Below are 16627 nucleotides of genomic sequence, written 5' to 3' on the forward strand. Positions count from 1 at the left end.
TGATCGCGCGGGCACGCATACTCGAGAGATGACCGCGTACGAGCCGCCGGGCGGCCCCGGTACCGAGGAGTTCGACGCCGTCGTGCTCGCCGGAGGAGCCGCCCGGCGGCTCGGCGGCGCCGACAAGCCCGCCGTGCGTGTGGGCGGCCGGGCCCTGCTCGACCGGGTGTTGGCCGCCTGCGCCGGGGCCGGGGCGACCGTCGTCGTCGCCGACCCCCGCCCGACCGCGCGACCCGTGCGGTGGGCCCGCGAGAATCCTCCCGGCGGTGGCCCGCTCGCCGCGCTCGACGCCGGACTCCGGCACACCACCGCGCCCTACGTCCTCGTCCTCTCCGCCGACCTGCCGTTCCTGGACGAGGAGACGGTCCGGCGACTGCTCGACGGCCTCCGCGAGGGCGCGGGAACCACCGACGGCGTCCTGGTCACCGATCCCGACGGCCGTGACCAGCCCCTCGTCGCCGCCTACCGGGCCGAGGCCCTGCGCCGGGAGCTCGCCCGGCTCGCCGTCGAGCACGGCGGACCGACCGGGCTCCCCCTGCGACGGCTGACGGCAGGGCTGCGCCTCACCCGTATCACCGACCCCGTCGCATCCTTCGACTGCGACACCTGGGACGACATCGCCGCCGCCCGCGCACGGATCAGGGAGCATGGCCACGTGTTGGATGAATGGATTTCCGCAGTCAAGGACGAGCTGGGTATCGACCTCGACGTCGACCGCACCGAGCTGCTCGACCTCGCCCGTGACGCCGCCCACAACGTGGCCCGGCCCGCCGCGCCGCTGACCACCTTCCTGGTCGGCTATGCGGCCGCCAAGGCCGGGGGAGGACCCGAGGCGGTCACCGAGGCCGCCCGCAAGGCCGTCGCTCTGGCCCTGCGCTGGTCCGACGAGGACACCTCCGACGGCGAGCCCGGCGCCGAGGCGGACGCCGCGTCCGGCCCGGAGACCGCCCCGGACGCCGGATGACCGCCCAGGACGCCGAGGAACTCGACGTGGAGGAGGCGCTGGCCGTGGCCAACGACAGAGCCGCCCGGGGGCCGGTGCAGCCCGCCGCCCGCGAAACCCCTACGGCCGGACACGCCGACGCGCACCGGGCGAAGGACGATCCCCACCACCGGGCCGACACCTGGCCCGAGGCCCGTGCCGTGGCCGAACGTGCGGCCCTCTCGGCCGGACGCCCGGCCCCCGTGTCCGTCACCGTCGAAGACGCCCTCGGTCTAGTCCTCGCCGCTCCCCTCACGGCCCTCACCGACCTCCCCTCCTTCGACACCTCCGCGATGGACGGCTGGGCGGTCGCGGGTCCCGGCCCCTGGGAGGTACGGGAGGACGGTGTGCTCGCAGGGCACGCCGACTCCGGGCGGCTCACGGACGGGGAGGCGGTCCGTATCGCGACCGGGGCGCGCATCCCGTCCGACACGACCGCCGTCCTGCGCCGCGAGCACGGCCGCACCGACGACAGCGGGCGACTGCACCCGACCCGGGACCTGGCACACGGTCAGGACATCCGCCCGCGGGGTCAGGAGTGCCGTACCGGTGACCAACTGCTGCCGCTGGGCACACAGATCACCCCGGCCGCACTCGGACTCGCGGCGGCCGCCGGGTACGACACCTTGGCGGTGCTCCCCCGTCCGCGCGTCGAACTGCTCGTCCTGGGCGACGAACTGCTCACCGAAGGGCTTCCGCGCGAGGGGCTGATCCGGGACGCCCTCGGCCCGATGCTGCCGTCCTGGCTCCGGGCACTCGGCGCCGAGGTCACCGCCGTACGCCGCCTCGGGGACGACGCCGACGCCCTGTACCGGACCGTGAAGAAGTCCTCCGCCGACCTCATCGTCACCACGGGGGGCACTGCTTCCGGACCCGTCGACCATGTCCACCCCACCCTGCGCCGCGTCGGCGCCGAACTGCTCGTCGACGGAGTGAAGGTGCGGCCGGGCCACCCCATGCTGCTGGCCCGCCTCAAGCAGAACCAGCACCTCGTGGGGCTGCCCGGCAACCCGCTGGCCGCTGTCTCCGGACTGTTCACACTCGCCGAGCCCTTGCTGCGCACTCTCGCTGGACGCGCCGCCCCGGAGCCGTACACGATGCCCCTGCGGGAGGCGGTGCACGGGCATCCCCATGACACCCGGCTCGTTCCCGTCGCCCTGCGCGGTGACGATGCCGTACCGCTGCACTACAACGGTCCCGCTATGCTCCGCGGCATCGCCACCGCCGATGCCCTTGCCGTCGTAACGCCCGGCGGCGCCCGCTCCGGGCAGGAGTTGGAACTGCTCGAACTGCCCTGGGCGACGGCGGGGCTCCAGGTATGTTTCACGTGAAACGTCCAGATGCCCAACTGGGCGTAAGACCAGCGATGTTTCACGTGAAACAAGGGGCATGCGGAGGCGAAGTACAGCCAGGGGATGTACGTCGAAACGGGGAGTGTTTCACGTGAAACTGCCGGGCCATGACGCGATCGCCCGCAACGCGGACGAGCGTCACGTGACCCACCAGGTGAGACTGCCGAAACGAGAGGTCGAACGACCGATCCGTCAGGTCGGCACACGGCTCGCCATGGCGCTGTTCGTGCTGATTGCGACCGCGTTCATCGTCTACGCCGACCATGAGGGATACACCGACAACTCGGACGGTTCCGTCGATCTGCTCGACGCGTTCTACTACGCCACCGTCACCCTCTCCACCACCGGGTACGGGGACATCACCCCCGTCAGTGATGCCGCCCGGTTCACCAACATCTTCGTGATCACGCCGCTGCGTGTGCTGTTTCTGATCATCCTGGTCGGCACCACGCTGGAGGTCCTCACGGAGCGCACGCGCGAGGAATGGCGACTGAACCGCTGGAGGGCGGCCTTGAGGGAGCACACCGTTGTCGTCGGCTGGGGGACCAAGGGGCGGTCGGCGGTCCAGACCGTCTGTGCGACGGGTTTGAAGAAGGAGCAGGTCGTCGTCGTCGACCCCAGCTCGAAAGCCATCGAGGCGGCGACGTCCGAGGGCTACACGGGGGTCATCGGGGACGCGACCCGCAGTGATGTGCTGTTGAGGGCCGAGCTGCAGAAGGCCCGGCAGATCATCATCTCCACCGCGCGGGACGACACCGCCGTACTGGTCACGCTGACCGCCCGCCAGCTCAACCGTGGGGCGAAGATCGTGGCGGCCGTACGAGAGGAGGAGAACGCGCCGCTGCTGAAGCAGTCCGGGGCCGATGTCGTCATCACCAGCGCCAGCGCGGCAGGACGGCTCCTCGGGCTCTCCGTGCTCAGCCCTGCCGCCGGCATGGTCATGGAGGACCTCATCCAACAGGGCAGCGGGCTCGACATCGCCGAACGTCCGGTCATAAAGGCAGAGGTGGGGCGCAGCGTGCGGGAGACGGACGACCTGGTGGTCAGCGTCCTGCGCGGGCACCGGGTGCTCGGCTACGACGACCCGTCCATCGGCGAACTCCAACTGACCGACCGCCTCATCACCATCGTCCGTGCCACGCCGAGCACCAAGGTCACCCCCGAGACGAAGCACCTGCCCTAGCGGGCGGGCGACGGGAAACGGGAGTCACGCCATGAGGCGCCCCGGGGACATGTCCCCGGGGCGCCTCATGGCGTGGGCCGACCGGTCCGGGCGGAACCGGCTCGGGCGGGTCGCTACTTGCGGTTGTAGAGCCGCATCGTGATCGGGCCGAAGATCAGCACGAACAGGGCGGACCAGCCCAGCGTCCAGGCGATCTCCGCGGTCGGCCACTCGCCCGCCATCAACTCGCGCACCGCCGAGGCGAGATGGGTCACGGGGCTGTTGTTGACGAACGCCTGGAGCCAGCCCGGCATGGTCTTCGGGTCGACGAAGACGTTGGACAGGAAGGTCAGCGGGAAGATCACCATCATGCTGACGCCCATCACGGACTTCTCGGTGCGCAGCATCAGTCCGAACATCGTCCAGATCCACGAGAACGCGAACGAGAAGACGATGAGCAGCGCGACCCCGGCGACCACGCCGACCACCCCGCCGTCCGGGCGGTAGCCGAGGATCATGCCGACGGTGAGCATCACCACGGACGCGATGGCGTAGCGCAGGGCGTCGCCCAGCAGATAGCCGACCATCGTCGACGGCCGCCAGATCGGCAGGGAGCGGAACCGGTCGAAGACACCCTTCTCGATGTCCGTGTTGACCGAGACACCGGTGTACATCGTGATCATCACGACCGACATCACCAGGATGCCCGGCAGCAGGAACTGGATGTACTCCTCGGGAGAGCCGGCCAGCGCACCGCCGAAGAGGTACGTGTACATCAGCACCATCATGATCGGGAAGGCGGTGACGTCGAAGAGCTGCTCCGGCACGTGTTTGATCTTGAGCATGGCCCGCCAGCCGAAGGTCAGCGACGCCGACAGGGCGCTGGGTCGCGGCGGCCGCTCCTTGGCGATGAGTAGCGCGGCGAGCGATTCGGCGCTGACGGGGGCGAGTTCCTTGTTCTCGGTGGTGGTCGCGGTGCTCATGCCGCCGCCTCGTCCTTCGTCTCGGGGGTGTCGTCGCCGGCCTGTGCGGCGGCTGATGCCTTGGTGTCGTGTCCGGTGAGGGCGAGGAAGACCTCGTCCAGGCTGGGCTGGCCCAGCGAGAAGTTGTCGACGGTGATGCCGGTACGGGCCAGTTCGGCGAGGGCTCGGGCGGCCGCCTCGGCGGCGCCCTGCCCGTTGGCGGATCCCGCGCCGACGCGTGCCGTCAGGGCCACCGGGTCCGGCTCCCGCTGCACATCGGCGTCGAGGGCGAGCCGCAGCACCTCCTCGGCCTGCGGCCGCTGGGCCGCGTCGCGCAGCCGCAGATGGACGGAACCGGCGCCCACGGACGCCTTCAGCTCGCCCTTGGTGCCCTCCGCGATCACCTTGCCATGGTCGATGACCGCGATCCGTGACGCCAGTTGGTCGGCCTCGTCGAGATACTGCGTGGTCAGCAGCACCGTCGTGCCCTGGGCGACCACCGCGCGCACGATGTCCCAGACCTGGTTGCGGCTGCGCGGGTCGAGGCCGGTCGTCGGCTCGTCCAGGAACAACAGGTCGGGGGTGTTGAGAATGGACGCGGCGATGTCGATACGCCGCCGCATGCCGCCCGAGTAGTGCTTGACCTGCTTCCCGGCCGCCTCGCTCAGACCGAAGGCCTCCAGTAGCTGTTCCGCCCGGAGCCGGGCCGCCCGCTTGTCGTGGCCGAGGAGCCGGGCGAGCAGCACCAGGTTCTCGGTGCCCGTCAGGTCCTCGTCCACCGAGGCGTACTGCCCGGTCAGGCTCACCCGGCCGCGTACCTCGTCGGCGTCCCGCACGACGTCGTGACCGAAGACATGCGCCTCGCCGCCGTCGGGTCGCAGCAGAGTCGCGAGCATCTTCACCGTGGTCGTCTTGCCGGCGCCGTTCGGGCCGAGGACGCCGTAGACCGTGCCGGCCGGCACGGCCAGGTCGACGCCGTCGACGGCCCGCGTCTCGCCGAACGTCTTCACCAGACCCGCGGTCTCGATCGCGAGGCCGGATGTCTGTGCGCTCATGTCTGAGATCCTTCCGCGTACGGGGCCCGTGTCCGGGGCTACGCAAGGGGAGACCACCGGGACCGCCGAAACTCATCGGTCGCCGCGCGGGACATTGCGACTGCTCCGGCATCGAGGCGGAGCGCGCCGACGAGAACCGTGCGACCGTAAGGGTCCACGGTCTCTCCGATGGCGACGGATCGCACCCCTTTTACGACCAGGGGCCCAGTGGCAATGGGCGCGGCGACGTAGGTCGGTCGGGGCGAGAAGTACCGGGGCGAGAAGTAGTGGAATCCGCCGTCGGTGCGTTGGATTTCCCGGCCGGGCAGACCGGCAGGGGCCGCAGCGGCCGGGTACGCGGGCCGGCCTTGGTCGGGCGGGCGGTTGATGGCGGCCGGGGGCTCCGCGCGGCCGGGGACGACGACCTCGATACGGTCGCCGCCGACCGCTGGGCCGGGCAGGGCCGTGGGCGAAGGGGATGGGACCGAGACAGGGCGTGGTGGGCGAGGAGTAGCGTCCCTCTCATGCATGCGATCACGATTCCGGAACCCGGTGGACCCGAGGCGCTGGTGTGGGACGAGGTTCCCGATCCGGTGCCCGGCGAGGGCGAAGTGCTCATCGAGGTGGCGGCGAGCGCCGTGAACCGCGCCGATCTGCTCCAGCGGCAGGGTTTCTACGACCCACCGCCCGGCGCCTCCCCCTACCCCGGCCTGGAGTGCTCCGGGCGAATCGCGGAGATCGGGCCGGGCGTGTCCGGGTGGAACGTCGGTGACCAGGTGTGCGCGCTGCTCTCGGGCGGTGGCTACGCAGAGAAGGTCGTCGCCCCCGCCGGCCAGCTCCTGCCCGTGCCCGCCGGCCTCGACCTCAACCTGGCGGCCGCCCTGCCCGAGGTGACCTGCACGGTCTGGTCGAACGTCTTCATGATCGCCCACCTGCGCCCCGGCGAGACCCTCCTCGTGCACGGCGGCTCCAGCGGCATCGGCACCATGGCCATACAGCTCGCGAAGGCCGTCGGGGCCAAGGTCGCCGTCACCGCCGGCACCAAGGAGAAGCTGGAACAGTGCGCCGCCCTGGGAGCGGACGTCCTGATCAACTACCGCGAGCAGGACTTCGTCGAGGAGGTCCGCAAGGCCACCGACGGCAAGGGCGCGGACGTCATCCTCGACAACATGGGCGCGAAGTACCTCGACCGCAACGTCCGGGTCCTCGCCGTCAACGGTCGCCTCGCGATCATCGGCATGCAGGGCGGCATCAAGGGTGAGTTGAACATCGGCGCTCTCCTCACCAAGCGCGCCGCGATCAGCGCGACCTCGCTGCGCGCGCGGCCGCTGGAGGAGAAGGCCGCCATCGTCGCCGCCGTACGCGAGCACGTGTGGCCGCTGGTCGACGGCGGCCACATCCGCCCGGTCGTCGACCGCGAGATCCCCATGGACGACGCGGCCACGGCCCACCGGGTACTGGAGGCAAGCGGTCACGTCGGCAAGGTGCTCCTGGTCGTGCCGTAAGACCGCCGGAACGCCGCAGCGTCGGAATGCAAAGCGGGGGCGTCCGGGCGATGGGCACCCGTCCGGAGCAGTGGTCCCCCGAGCGGACTGCACCCGAGCGGACTGCACCCGAGCGGGGATGGGCGGGCTCGGGACTCGACGGTCCTGGCGCCCCTCCGCTCCGGTGAGCGTCCAGTTCTAGGAATCCATCCGGTTCGGGGGAATCCATCCGGTTCGGTAGATCCGGTCCGGTCCGGTTCGGGGAATCCATCCGGTCCGGGGGATCCGGTCCAGTCCGGGGGTGCCCGAGGCCACCGGCAAGGGCCGGGCGGCCTTCGGGGGCGGCGTCGGGTCGGGATGCCGGGTGCGGAGGGCCATGTGACGCTGAGGGCGTGGCTTCTTCGCTTCGCCCGGCCCGCGTTGGGGGACTGGTTCTCGTCACGGGGCTGCTCGTGCTGCTGATGACGGGGGCGATACCGGCTGCGTCCGCCGCCGGGGAGCCTGACCCCGTCGCCTCCAGGGCCGGGGCCGGGGAGCTCGACCCCGCCCCCTCCAGGGCCGGCAGCCGTGCGGGCGAGGGCAGGGAGAGGCCTGGGCGGCAGGACGCCGGCCCGGTGGAACCCGAAGCCGAGGTGGACACACCACCGACGGAGGAGCCAGCCCCGGAACCGGACGGCCCGGACCCCACCGTCGCCCCCGAGCCGTCGCAGAACGCCGCCCTGCCCGTACCGCCCGCCCCACCAGGGGCCGGCGGCGGCACTGCCGAGGAGCGCGTCCTGCCGGCCCTCGCCCTCGGCAGCGGCCTCATGCTGATGGGCCTCGGCCTCGGCCTCGCCTTCGTGGGGCTGCGGATACGGCGGGACTGAGCCGGCACACGGACAAACTCGTACGTGAACGGTGGATCACCCCGCGTCGGGGGCACCACGGTGGTGAGGTGTACGCGTGCGAGAGAATGGCGGCATGGAGATGCCGAGGAACGAACGGTCGCCCGAACAGCCCCACATCCTGGTCGTGGGCCAGGACGGCATGGCGGTGGGCGGTGGAGGAGACGATGACTCCCGCGAGGTCCCGGTGACGGAGATGGTGGAACAGCCGGCCAAGGTCATGCGCATCGGCAGCATGATCAAGCAGTTGCTCGAAGAGGTGCGGGTGGCGCCCCTCGACGAGGCCAGCCGGGCCCGGCTGAAAGAGATTCACGCCAGCTCGGTCAAGGAACTCGAGGACGGCCTGGCGCCGGAGCTGGTCGAGGAGCTGGAGCGGCTCTCCCTGCCCTTCACGGACGAGGCGATCCCCAGCGACGCGGAGCTGCGGATCGCGCAGGCCCAGTTGGTCGGCTGGCTCGAAGGTCTCTTCCACGGAATCCAGACGACGCTGTTCGCCCAGCAGATGGCCGCGCGGGCCCAACTGGAGCAGATGCGCCGCGCTCTTCCGCCCGGCGTCGGCGGACACGACGGTGACGACGACCCGCGCACGCTCGGCCGCTCCGGCGGCCCGTACCTCTGAGCCTCCGCCCCACCCCCCACCCGTACGCAAACAGAGGGCCCGGCACCTGCAGTGCCGGGCCCTTCCTACGGCCGAAACCACCGAGAGCGTCGGGCGGCCCCGAGGTCGGCCACAGCGCCGCGGGCCTCAGGCCGGGTTGCCCGTCGAGACCTTGAGGATGATCGACGGCATGTCCTTGGGGTTGACGTCCTCGTCGGCCGTCGGGAACTGCTCCATGACCGTGCCCTCGCCGTACGTGTTCTCGTCGACCTTGCGCACGTCGTACTGCCAGCCCGCCGCCTGGAGGCACTTCTTCACCGAGTCGATGTTCTTGAAGGTGAAGTCAGGCAGCTCGATCTTGTCGGGGTCGTTGTACGACTCCGTCGGCTCCGTGCACTCGGTCGAGTCGATGACCTTCGACGTGTCCGGACCCTTGTGTCCCTCGACCACGGTCGGCGAGGCGGACACGTCCGTGCCGCTGTCGCCGCTCTTGGCCTCGGTGCCGGTGTTCAGACTGAGCGCCGCGATCAGGCCGCCGATCGCGAGGAGTGACACCACGATCGCTCCCACGATGACGCCCTTGTTGCTCCGGTCGCCCCCGGAACGCCCCGCGGAGAGCGAGGACTGCTGGGGCGAGATGGTGTACGGCGGCGGGGTGGCCGCCCCCTGCTGGGGCGTGTACGCGGAGGTCTGTGGCGGCGTCTGGTAGCCGCCCTGCTGCGGATAGCCGTAGGACGGGGCGGGCGTCGGCGGGCCGTACCCGCCCGTCTGCTGCGGCTGGTACGGCGTCTGGACGCTGCCCGACTGCGGAGTGCCCGTCTGGTCGATGGGCGGGAAGACCGCCGAGGAGACCCCGGCACCGCTGGATGTCTGCGCACCCGGCACGATGCTCGGCGCGACCGGCTGGAGGGACGCGGCCACCCGGAGGCACTCGTCGCGCATCGCCTCGGCGCTCGGGAACCGCTCGTTCGGGTTCTTCTTCAGGGCGCGGGCGACGACGGCGTCCACGGCCGGCGGCAGGGAACGGTTGATCGAGGAGGGAGCGACCGGCTCCTCCTGGACGTGCGCATACGCGATGGCCAGTGGCGAGTCCGCCTCGAACGGCAGTCGTCCGGTGGTCAGTTGGAACAGCATGATGCCGACCGAGTACAGGTCGGAGCGGGCGTCCACACCGCGGCCGAGGGCCTGCTCGGGCGAGAGGTACTGAGGGGTGCCGACGACCATGCCGGTCTGGGTCATCGACGTGACACCGGACTGCATGGCGCGGGCGATGCCGAAGTCCATGACCTTCACGACGTTGCGCTTGGTCATCATCACGTTGCCCGGCTTGATGTCGCGGTGGACCAGGCCCATCTCATGGCTGATCTCCAGCGCCGCCAGCACATCAGCGGTGATCTTGAGCGCCTTGTCGGCGGGCATCGCGCCGAGCTGGGTGACGTCCGTGTCGAGCACCGAGCCGAGCGGCTTGCCCTCGATGTACTCCATGACGATGTACGGCGTCGTCATGCCGTCCATCTCGTCCTCGCCGGTGTCGAAGACCGAGACGATGTTCGTGTGGGTGAGCTTCGCCACGGCCTGGGCCTCGCGGCGGAAACGCTCGCGGAAGGCCTGTTCGCGACCGAGTTCGGTGTGGAGTGTCTTGATCGCGACCTGTCGGTCGAGCACCGAGTCGTACGCGAGGTGGACGGATGCCATGCCGCCCTCACCGAGCAGGTCACGCAGCTGATAGCGGCCGCCGGCTAGCGACCGTCCCGCATACCGGCCCTGTGCGGCGTCCTGGCTCATCTTCCTGCGTCCCCCATCGGCGCGCGCGAAAGCTGCTGGCGTGGCTCTCGCGATCGGTGATCCCTGATGATGCTGGTGATCCTTTGTGCTATTCCCGGCCAAGTCTGCCCCAGGGCACTGACACGTCAAGCGCGGTGCCCGATCCGTGACCGTACGCGAAAGAAGCGTCGCGGAAGCGTTACAGGGGGCGTACGCCCGGTACACACAACTTGCACGAGTGCGCGCGCTGCGGGTTTCATGGCCGGTCAGCCTTCGAATCCACCGTGAATCCGTCGCGATCCCCGATTGCCGGCCGCGCTCCAACTCGGACCGGCCCGTTGCGTGAAGGCTGTAGCGTGGCCGACGGAGACCGTAACAAGTACCGCGCGGACCGCGGGCAGAAACGACGGCGAGGACTGATGGCACAGCAGCAGCGCTCTCAGGGCCCGTCCGACCCCGAGGCGACTGGCGGCGGCATGTCGGACGCGCCGGAGTTGTGGGGCAACGGCGGGCTTGTCGGTGACGGCCGGTACCGGATGACCCACAGACTCGGCCGGGGCGGCATGGCCGAGGTGTTCGCGGCCGAGGACGTGCGCCTCGGTCGTACGGTCGCGGTCAAACTGCTCCGCTCCGACCTCGCCGAAGACCCCATTTCCAAGGCCCGCTTCACGCGTGAGGCCCAGGCGGTGGCCGGTCTCAACCACCACTCGATCGTGGCGGTCTACGACTCCGGTGAAGACGTCGTGAACGGCACCCCGGTGCCGTACATCGTCATGGAGCTGGTCGAGGGTCGCACCATCCGTGACCTGCTGATCAACGCGGAGGCACCCGGCCCCGAGCAGGCGCTGATCATCGTCTCCGGCGTCCTGGAGGCGCTGGCCTACTCGCACCAGCACGGCATCGTGCACCGCGACATCAAGCCGGCGAACGTCATCATCACCACCACCGGCGCGGTGAAGGTGATGGACTTCGGCATCGCCCGCGCGTTGCACGGGGCGTCGACGACGATGACGCAGACCGGCATGGTCATGGGCACGCCGCAGTACCTGTCGCCGGAGCAGGCGCTCGGCAAGGCCGTCGACCACCGCTCCGACCTGTACGCCACCGGCTGTCTGCTCTACGAACTCCTCGCGCTCCGTCCGCCCTTCGTCGGTGAGACCCCGCTGTCGGTGGTCTACCAGCACGTCCAGGACATTCCGGTGCCCCCTTCCGAGGTCTCGGACGGGACGGCGCCGCCGGAGCTCGACGGCCTCGTCATGCGCTCCCTCGCCAAGGAGCCGGACGACCGGTTCCAGACGGCCGAGGAGATGCGCGGCCTGGTCCAGTACGGCCTGCAGATGCTGTACGACCAGGGCGGTCACACCGGAACCTGGAACACCGGGCCCGTGACCATGCACGAGGGCCGGCACACGCCGCCGGGCGGGATGTCCGGTACGACCGTCATGCCGCACCCGGGGGAGCCCGGGACCTCACAGATCCCGCAGCCGATCCTGCCGGGGTACGGCGGCGGTGGCCGGGACGACGGCGGCTTCGAGGGGAACGGCAACCGGGGCAGCGGCCGGGGCAAGCTGTGGATCCTCGCCGTCCTCGCGGTGATCGCCATCGCGGCGGGCGTCGCGCTGGCGCTGAACAACAAGGGCGACGCCGGCAACGGCACCGAGACCACGAAGTCGCCGACGGCCTCGACGTCCAGCAAGGACAAGGACTCCACCGAGTCCCCCAGCGAGAAGCCGACCGAGGAGACCGCGGACGACGACACCGGCTCGAGCGGCGGGTCGACCTACACGCCGTCGTACACGCCGTCCCCGACTTTCAGCCAGTCGCCGACGCAGAGCCAGCCGGAGGAGCAGCCGACGGAGGAGGAGTCGACGCCGACGGATCCGACGCCCTCGGACGAGGGGGAGGAGTCGCCCCCGGCGAGCGAGTCGCCCGACACCAGCGGCGGCGGTGGCAGCGGCGGTGACACCGGCCTTCCGGGCGGCATCGGCGGTGACGAGGGCGAGGGATGATCCTGCGGGTCGGCCGCCCATGACGTGGCTCGTGGAGTGAGCCTCCCGGGCCCGCCCCTGACACGGCGCGTGGAGTGACCCTCCGGAGGTCATTCCACGAACGCCTCGCGTACGTGTCGTACTCCCCTGTGCGACACGTACTGACCTCTGTACGACTCGTACTGACCTCACGTTCGTCACGGACAGTCTTCGCCGGTCACCCTACACATAGAATCGAACTGCAGCTCGAAGCGCTGTCGAGGACGGGGAAAAAGGTGAATTCACCGTCTCCATTCGGAGCAATTCTCGGGGTCGATCTTCGCGCCCACCCTCGGCGAAGTCTTCCCGTGACCGGGGTGGCCGGGATAACGTGCCGGTGTTCCGGCCCCCTGCCAATGCTGTGACCAGCGAAAGTTCCCCACGGACGGCGATCCACTTGGACCCCCTAGGACCGAATTACTTGGAAATCCAAGGAAAATCGCAGGTCAGTAGGGGTTTCACAGGAATGTGGCGCACTGGGTAACGTGCCTTGTGCAGGGCGCTCGCCGGGGCACCTGTCACGTCTGTTCCCGGCCAAGGGCACCCACCCCGTGCACGGATTCCGGGATCAGGCGAGCCGCACTGGTCTTCCGGCAATCCCGGGGGCCGGACCGACGGAGGAGCACACGTGACCGTGGAGAGCACTGCCGCGCGCAAGCCGCGACGCAGCGCCGCAGGCAAGACCGGCACCACCGGCGCCAGGCGAGCCACCGCCAAGAAGCCGACCGACGGCCGGCCCGAACTCGTTCAACTGCTGACGCCCGAGGGCAAGCGCGTCAAGAACGCCGAGTACGACCCGTTCGTCGCCGACATCACCCCCGACGAGCTGCGCGGCCTGTACCGCGACATGGTGCTGACCCGTCGCTTCGACGCCGAGGCCACCTCCCTGCAGCGCCAGGGCGAGCTGGGCCTGTGGGCCTCGCTGCTCGGCCAGGAGGCCGCCCAGATCGGCTCCGGGCGGGCCACCCGCGAGGACGACTACGTCTTCCCGACCTACCGCGAGCACGGCGTCGCGTGGTGCCGGGGCGTCGACCCGACGAACCTGCTCGGCATGTTCCGGGGCGTGAACAACGGCGGCTGGGACCCCAACAAGAACAACTTCCACCTCTACACGATCGTCATCGGCTCCCAGACGCTGCACGCCACGGGCTACGCCATGGGCATCGCCAAGGACGGCGCCGACTCGGCGGTCATCGCCTACTTCGGTGACGGCGCCTCCAGCCAGGGCGACGTCGCCGAGGCGTTCACCTTCTCCGCGGTCTACAACGCGCCGGTCGTGTTCTTCTGCCAGAACAACCAGTGGGCGATCTCCGAGCCCACCGAGAAGCAGACCCGCGTGCCGCTGTACCAGCGCGCCCAGGGCTTCGGCTTCCCGGGCGTCCGCGTCGACGGCAACGACGTCCTGGCCTGTCTCGCGGTCACCAAGTGGGCGCTGGAGCGCGCCCGCCGGGGCGAGGGCCCCACCCTGGTCGAGGCGTACACGTACCGCATGGGCGCCCACACCACCTCCGACGACCCGACCCGCTACCGCCACGACGACGAGCGGGTGGCCTGGGAGGCCAAGGACCCGATCGCGCGTCTGCGCGGTTACCTCGAGTCCGAAACAGACACGAACGAGGGATTCTTCGCGGAACTCGAAGCCGAGAGCGAGGCGTTGGGAAGGCGAGTGCGCGAAGTGGTGCGTGCCATGCCCGACCCGGACCACTTCGCCATCTTCGAGAACGCGTACGCGGACGGACACGCGCTCGTGGACGAGGAGCGCGCCCAGTTCGCCGACTATCAGGCGTCGTTCGCCGATGTGGACGAAGAGGAGGGCAAGTAGCGATGACCACGCAGACAACAGCGCAGACGGCAGGGCAGACCGCCGGGCAGTCCGCTGTGAAGAACATGGCGATCGCCAAAGCGATCAACGAATCGCTGCGCAAGGCCCTCGAAGCCGACCCCAAGGTCCTCGTCATGGGCGAGGACGTCGGCAAGCTCGGCGGCGTGTTCCGGGTGACGGACGGCCTGCAGAAGGACTTCGGCGAGGACCGGGTGATCGACACCCCGCTCGCCGAGTCCGGCATCGTCGGCACCGCCATCGGCCTGGCGCTGCGCGGCTACCGCCCGGTGGTCGAGATCCAGTTCGACGGCTTCGTCTTCCCCGCGTACGACCAGATCGTCACCCAGCTCGCCAAGATGCACGCGCGCTCACTGGGCAAGGTCAAGCTCCCCGTCGTCGTCCGTATCCCCTACGGCGGCGGCATCGGCGCGGTCGAGCACCATTCCGAGTCCCCGGAGGCGCTGTTCGCACACGTCGCGGGCCTGAAGGTGGTCAGCCCGTCGAACGCCTCGGACGCCTACTGGATGATGCAGCAGGCCATCCAGAGCGACGATCCGGTGATCTTCTTCGAGCCGAAGCGGCGCTACTGGGACAAGGCGGAGGTCAACGCCGAGGCCATCCCGGGTCCGCTCCACAAGGCCCGTGTCGTCCGCGAGGGCACCGACCTGACCCTCGCCGCGTACGGCCCGATGGTGAAGCTCTGCCAGGAGGTCGCCGACGCGGCCGCCGAGGAGGGCAGGGCCCTGGAGGTCCTGGACCTGAGGTCGGTGTCCCCCCTGGACTTCGACTCGATCCAGGCGTCCGTGGAGAAGACCCGCCGTCTGGTCGTGGTCCATGAGGCACCGGTGTTCTTCGGCTCGGGCGCGGAGATCGCCGCCCGCATCACCGAGCGGTGCTTCTACCACCTGGAGGCCCCCGTCCTCCGGGTCGGTGGGTACCACGCCCCGTATCCGCCGGCCCGTCTGGAGGAGGAGTACCTGCCGGGCCTGGACCGGGTGCTCGACGCCGTCGACCGCTCGTTGGCGTACTGAGGGGAAGGTCCGTGACGACGATGACAGACACGTCTCTGCGCGAGTTCAAGATGCCCGACGTGGGCGAGGGGCTCACCGAGGCCGAGATCCTCAAGTGGTACGTCCAGCCCGGCGACACCGTCACCGACGGCCAGGTCGTCTGCGAGGTCGAGACGGCCAAGGCCGCCGTCGAACTGCCCATCCCGTACGACGGTGTCGTACGCGAGCTGCGCTTCCCCGAGGGCACCACGGTCGACGTCGGCACGTCGATCATCGCGGTGGCCGTGGCGGGCGGCGGGGCGCCGGCCGAGGAGGCGGCCCCCGCGAAGGCGGAGCCGCAGCCGCCGGCCCCGTCCCGGCCCCGGCCGGAGCCGGCGGCCAAGAAGCCTGCGGGCCGCAAGCCGGTCCTCGTCGGGTACGGCGTCGCCGAGTCGTCCACGAAGCGGCGCCCCCGCAGGGGTGTACCGGCCGCCGCGGCCCCGGCCGAGGACACGCTGTACGCGGCCACCGCGATCCAGGGCGTCCAGAGCGAGCTGAACGGACACGGTCACGGTCAGGCTCCCGGCGAGCAGCGTCCGCTGGCGAAGCCGCCGGTCCGCAAGCTCGCCAAGGACCTCGGCGTGGACCTGGCGACGATCACCCCGTCCGGCCCGGACGGCATCATCACCCGCGAGGACGTCCACGCGGCCGTGGCCCCGCCCAAGGCCCCGGAGCCCGTGACGGAGGCCCCCGCGGCCCCCACCGCCCCCGCGGTCACCCCGGCGCCGGTGGTGTCGTACGACGGTACGCGCGAGACCCGTGTGCCCATCAAGGGCGTCCGGAAGGTGACGGCGGCGGCGATGGTCGGCTCGGCGTTCACCGCGCCGCATGTCACCGAGTTCGTGACGGTCGACGTGACGCGCACGATGAAGCTGGTCGAGGAGCTGAAGCAGGACAGGGAGCTGGCGGGGCTGCGGGTCAACCCGTTGCTGTTGATCGCCAAGGCCTTGCTGGTGGCGATCAGGCGCAACCCGGAGATCAACGCGTCCTGGGACGAGGCCGCCCAGGAGATCGTGGTCAAGCACTATGTGAACCTGGGCATCGCGGCCGCCACCCCGCGTGGTCTGATCGTCCCGAACATCAAGGACGCCCACGCGAAGACGCTGCCGCAGCTGGCCGAGTCACTGGGCGAGCTGGTCTCGACGGCCAAGGAGGGCCGGACCTCCCCGGCCGCCATGCAGGGCGGCACGGTCACCATCACCAACGTCGGCGTCTTCGGCATCGACACCGGCACGCCCATCCTCAACCCCGGTGAGTCGGCGATCCTCGCGGTCGGCGCGATCAAGCTCCAGCCGTGGGTCCACAAGGGCAAGGTGAAGGCCCGGCAGGTCACCACGCTGGCCCTCTCCTTCGACCACCGGCTGGTGGACGGGGAGTTGGGCTCCAAGGTGCTGGCGGATGTGGCGGCGATTCTGGAGCAGCCGAAGAGGCTGCTGACGTGGGCGTGAGGTCGCCGACTGGATAGGCTTGAAGCGAAGGGGGCGGCCGCAACTTCGGATTGCGACCG

At 70.3% G+C, this 16627-nt stretch carries 13 protein-coding genes; 10 read left to right on the forward strand and 3 right to left on the reverse strand.

Features of this window, described 5'->3' with window-relative positions; all coding sequences use genetic code 11:
- The first annotated feature begins 28 nt into the window (after positions 1 to 28).
- From ACFY9I_RS09210 to ACFY9I_RS09220, 3 genes are all read left to right on the forward strand, one after another.
- Complete coding sequence (locus tag ACFY9I_RS09210) at positions 29 to 964, forward strand: NTP transferase domain-containing protein (protein ID WP_390998694.1); 936 nt, start codon at positions 29 to 31, stop codon at positions 962 to 964.
- Positions 961 to 2313, forward strand: a complete 1353-nt coding sequence (locus ACFY9I_RS09215; protein WP_390998697.1) for a molybdopterin-binding protein — start codon at positions 961 to 963, stop codon at positions 2311 to 2313. Before ACFY9I_RS09210 ends, ACFY9I_RS09215 begins: the two co-directional genes overlap by 4 nt.
- A gap of 112 nt (positions 2314 to 2425) precedes the next feature.
- Positions 2426 to 3517, forward strand: coding sequence for an NAD-binding protein (locus ACFY9I_RS09220; protein ID WP_390998699.1), 1092 nt, complete (start codon positions 2426 to 2428; stop codon positions 3515 to 3517).
- Positions 3518 to 3630: 113 nt separating this feature from the next.
- Here the strand turns inward: ACFY9I_RS09220 and ACFY9I_RS09225 are convergent, their stop codons facing one another.
- Positions 3631 to 4479, reverse strand: a complete 849-nt coding sequence (locus tag ACFY9I_RS09225) for an ABC transporter permease (RefSeq protein WP_390998701.1) — start codon at positions 4477 to 4479, stop codon at positions 3631 to 3633.
- Positions 4476 to 5513: an ATP-binding cassette domain-containing protein gene (locus tag ACFY9I_RS09230; RefSeq protein ID WP_390998704.1), complete on the reverse strand. Its 1038-nt coding sequence runs from the start codon at positions 5511 to 5513 to the stop codon at positions 4476 to 4478. Before ACFY9I_RS09230 ends, ACFY9I_RS09225 begins: the two co-directional genes overlap by 4 nt.
- 503 nt (positions 5514 to 6016) lie before the next feature.
- Between ACFY9I_RS09230 and ACFY9I_RS09235 the strand changes: the two genes are divergently transcribed.
- From ACFY9I_RS09235 to ACFY9I_RS09245, 3 genes are all read left to right on the forward strand, one after another.
- Positions 6017 to 6997, forward strand: a complete 981-nt coding sequence (locus ACFY9I_RS09235; RefSeq protein ID WP_390998706.1) for a zinc-binding dehydrogenase — start codon at positions 6017 to 6019, stop codon at positions 6995 to 6997.
- Between the two features lie 371 nt (positions 6998 to 7368).
- Positions 7369 to 7842, forward strand: a complete 474-nt coding sequence (locus ACFY9I_RS09240) for a hypothetical protein (RefSeq protein WP_390998709.1) — start codon at positions 7369 to 7371, stop codon at positions 7840 to 7842.
- Between the two features lie 94 nt (positions 7843 to 7936).
- Positions 7937 to 8479 carry a proteasome activator gene (locus tag ACFY9I_RS09245; protein ID WP_390998711.1) on the forward strand — a complete coding sequence of 181 codons (543 nt, stop codon included), beginning with the start codon at positions 7937 to 7939 and terminating at the stop codon, positions 8477 to 8479.
- A 126-nt stretch (positions 8480 to 8605) separates the two neighbouring features.
- Here ACFY9I_RS09245 and ACFY9I_RS09250 read toward each other — a convergent pair whose 3' ends face one another.
- A complete protein-coding gene (locus ACFY9I_RS09250; RefSeq protein WP_390998714.1) occupies positions 8606 to 10243 on the reverse strand; it encodes a protein kinase in 1638 nt (545 codons plus the stop codon).
- 398 nt (positions 10244 to 10641) lie between these two features.
- On the opposite strand from ACFY9I_RS09250, the gene ACFY9I_RS09255 reads away from it, so the two are divergent.
- From ACFY9I_RS09255 to ACFY9I_RS09270, 4 genes are all read left to right on the forward strand, one after another.
- Entirely contained in the window at positions 10642 to 12231 is a 1590-nt protein-coding gene (locus ACFY9I_RS09255; RefSeq protein ID WP_390998716.1) for a protein kinase, read from the forward strand.
- A gap of 646 nt (positions 12232 to 12877) precedes the next feature.
- Entirely contained in the window at positions 12878 to 14071 is a 1194-nt protein-coding gene (gene pdhA / locus ACFY9I_RS09260; RefSeq protein WP_390998719.1) for a pyruvate dehydrogenase (acetyl-transferring) E1 component subunit alpha, read from the forward strand.
- A 2-nt stretch (positions 14072 to 14073) separates the two neighbouring features.
- The gene (locus ACFY9I_RS09265) at positions 14074 to 15102 is read left to right on the forward strand and encodes a transketolase C-terminal domain-containing protein (RefSeq protein ID WP_390998722.1); all 1029 of its coding nucleotides are present in this window, start codon (positions 14074 to 14076) and stop codon (positions 15100 to 15102) included.
- Positions 15103 to 15113: 11 nt separating this feature from the next.
- The gene (locus ACFY9I_RS09270) at positions 15114 to 16568 is read left to right on the forward strand and encodes a 2-oxo acid dehydrogenase subunit E2 (RefSeq protein WP_390998725.1); all 1455 of its coding nucleotides are present in this window, start codon (positions 15114 to 15116) and stop codon (positions 16566 to 16568) included.
- Positions 16569 to 16627 lie beyond the last annotated feature (59 nt).

Origin of the sequence: Streptomyces sp. NPDC012510, from assembly GCF_042955065.1 — a bacterium.
Taxonomy (GTDB): domain Bacteria; phylum Actinomycetota; class Actinomycetes; order Streptomycetales; family Streptomycetaceae; genus Streptomyces.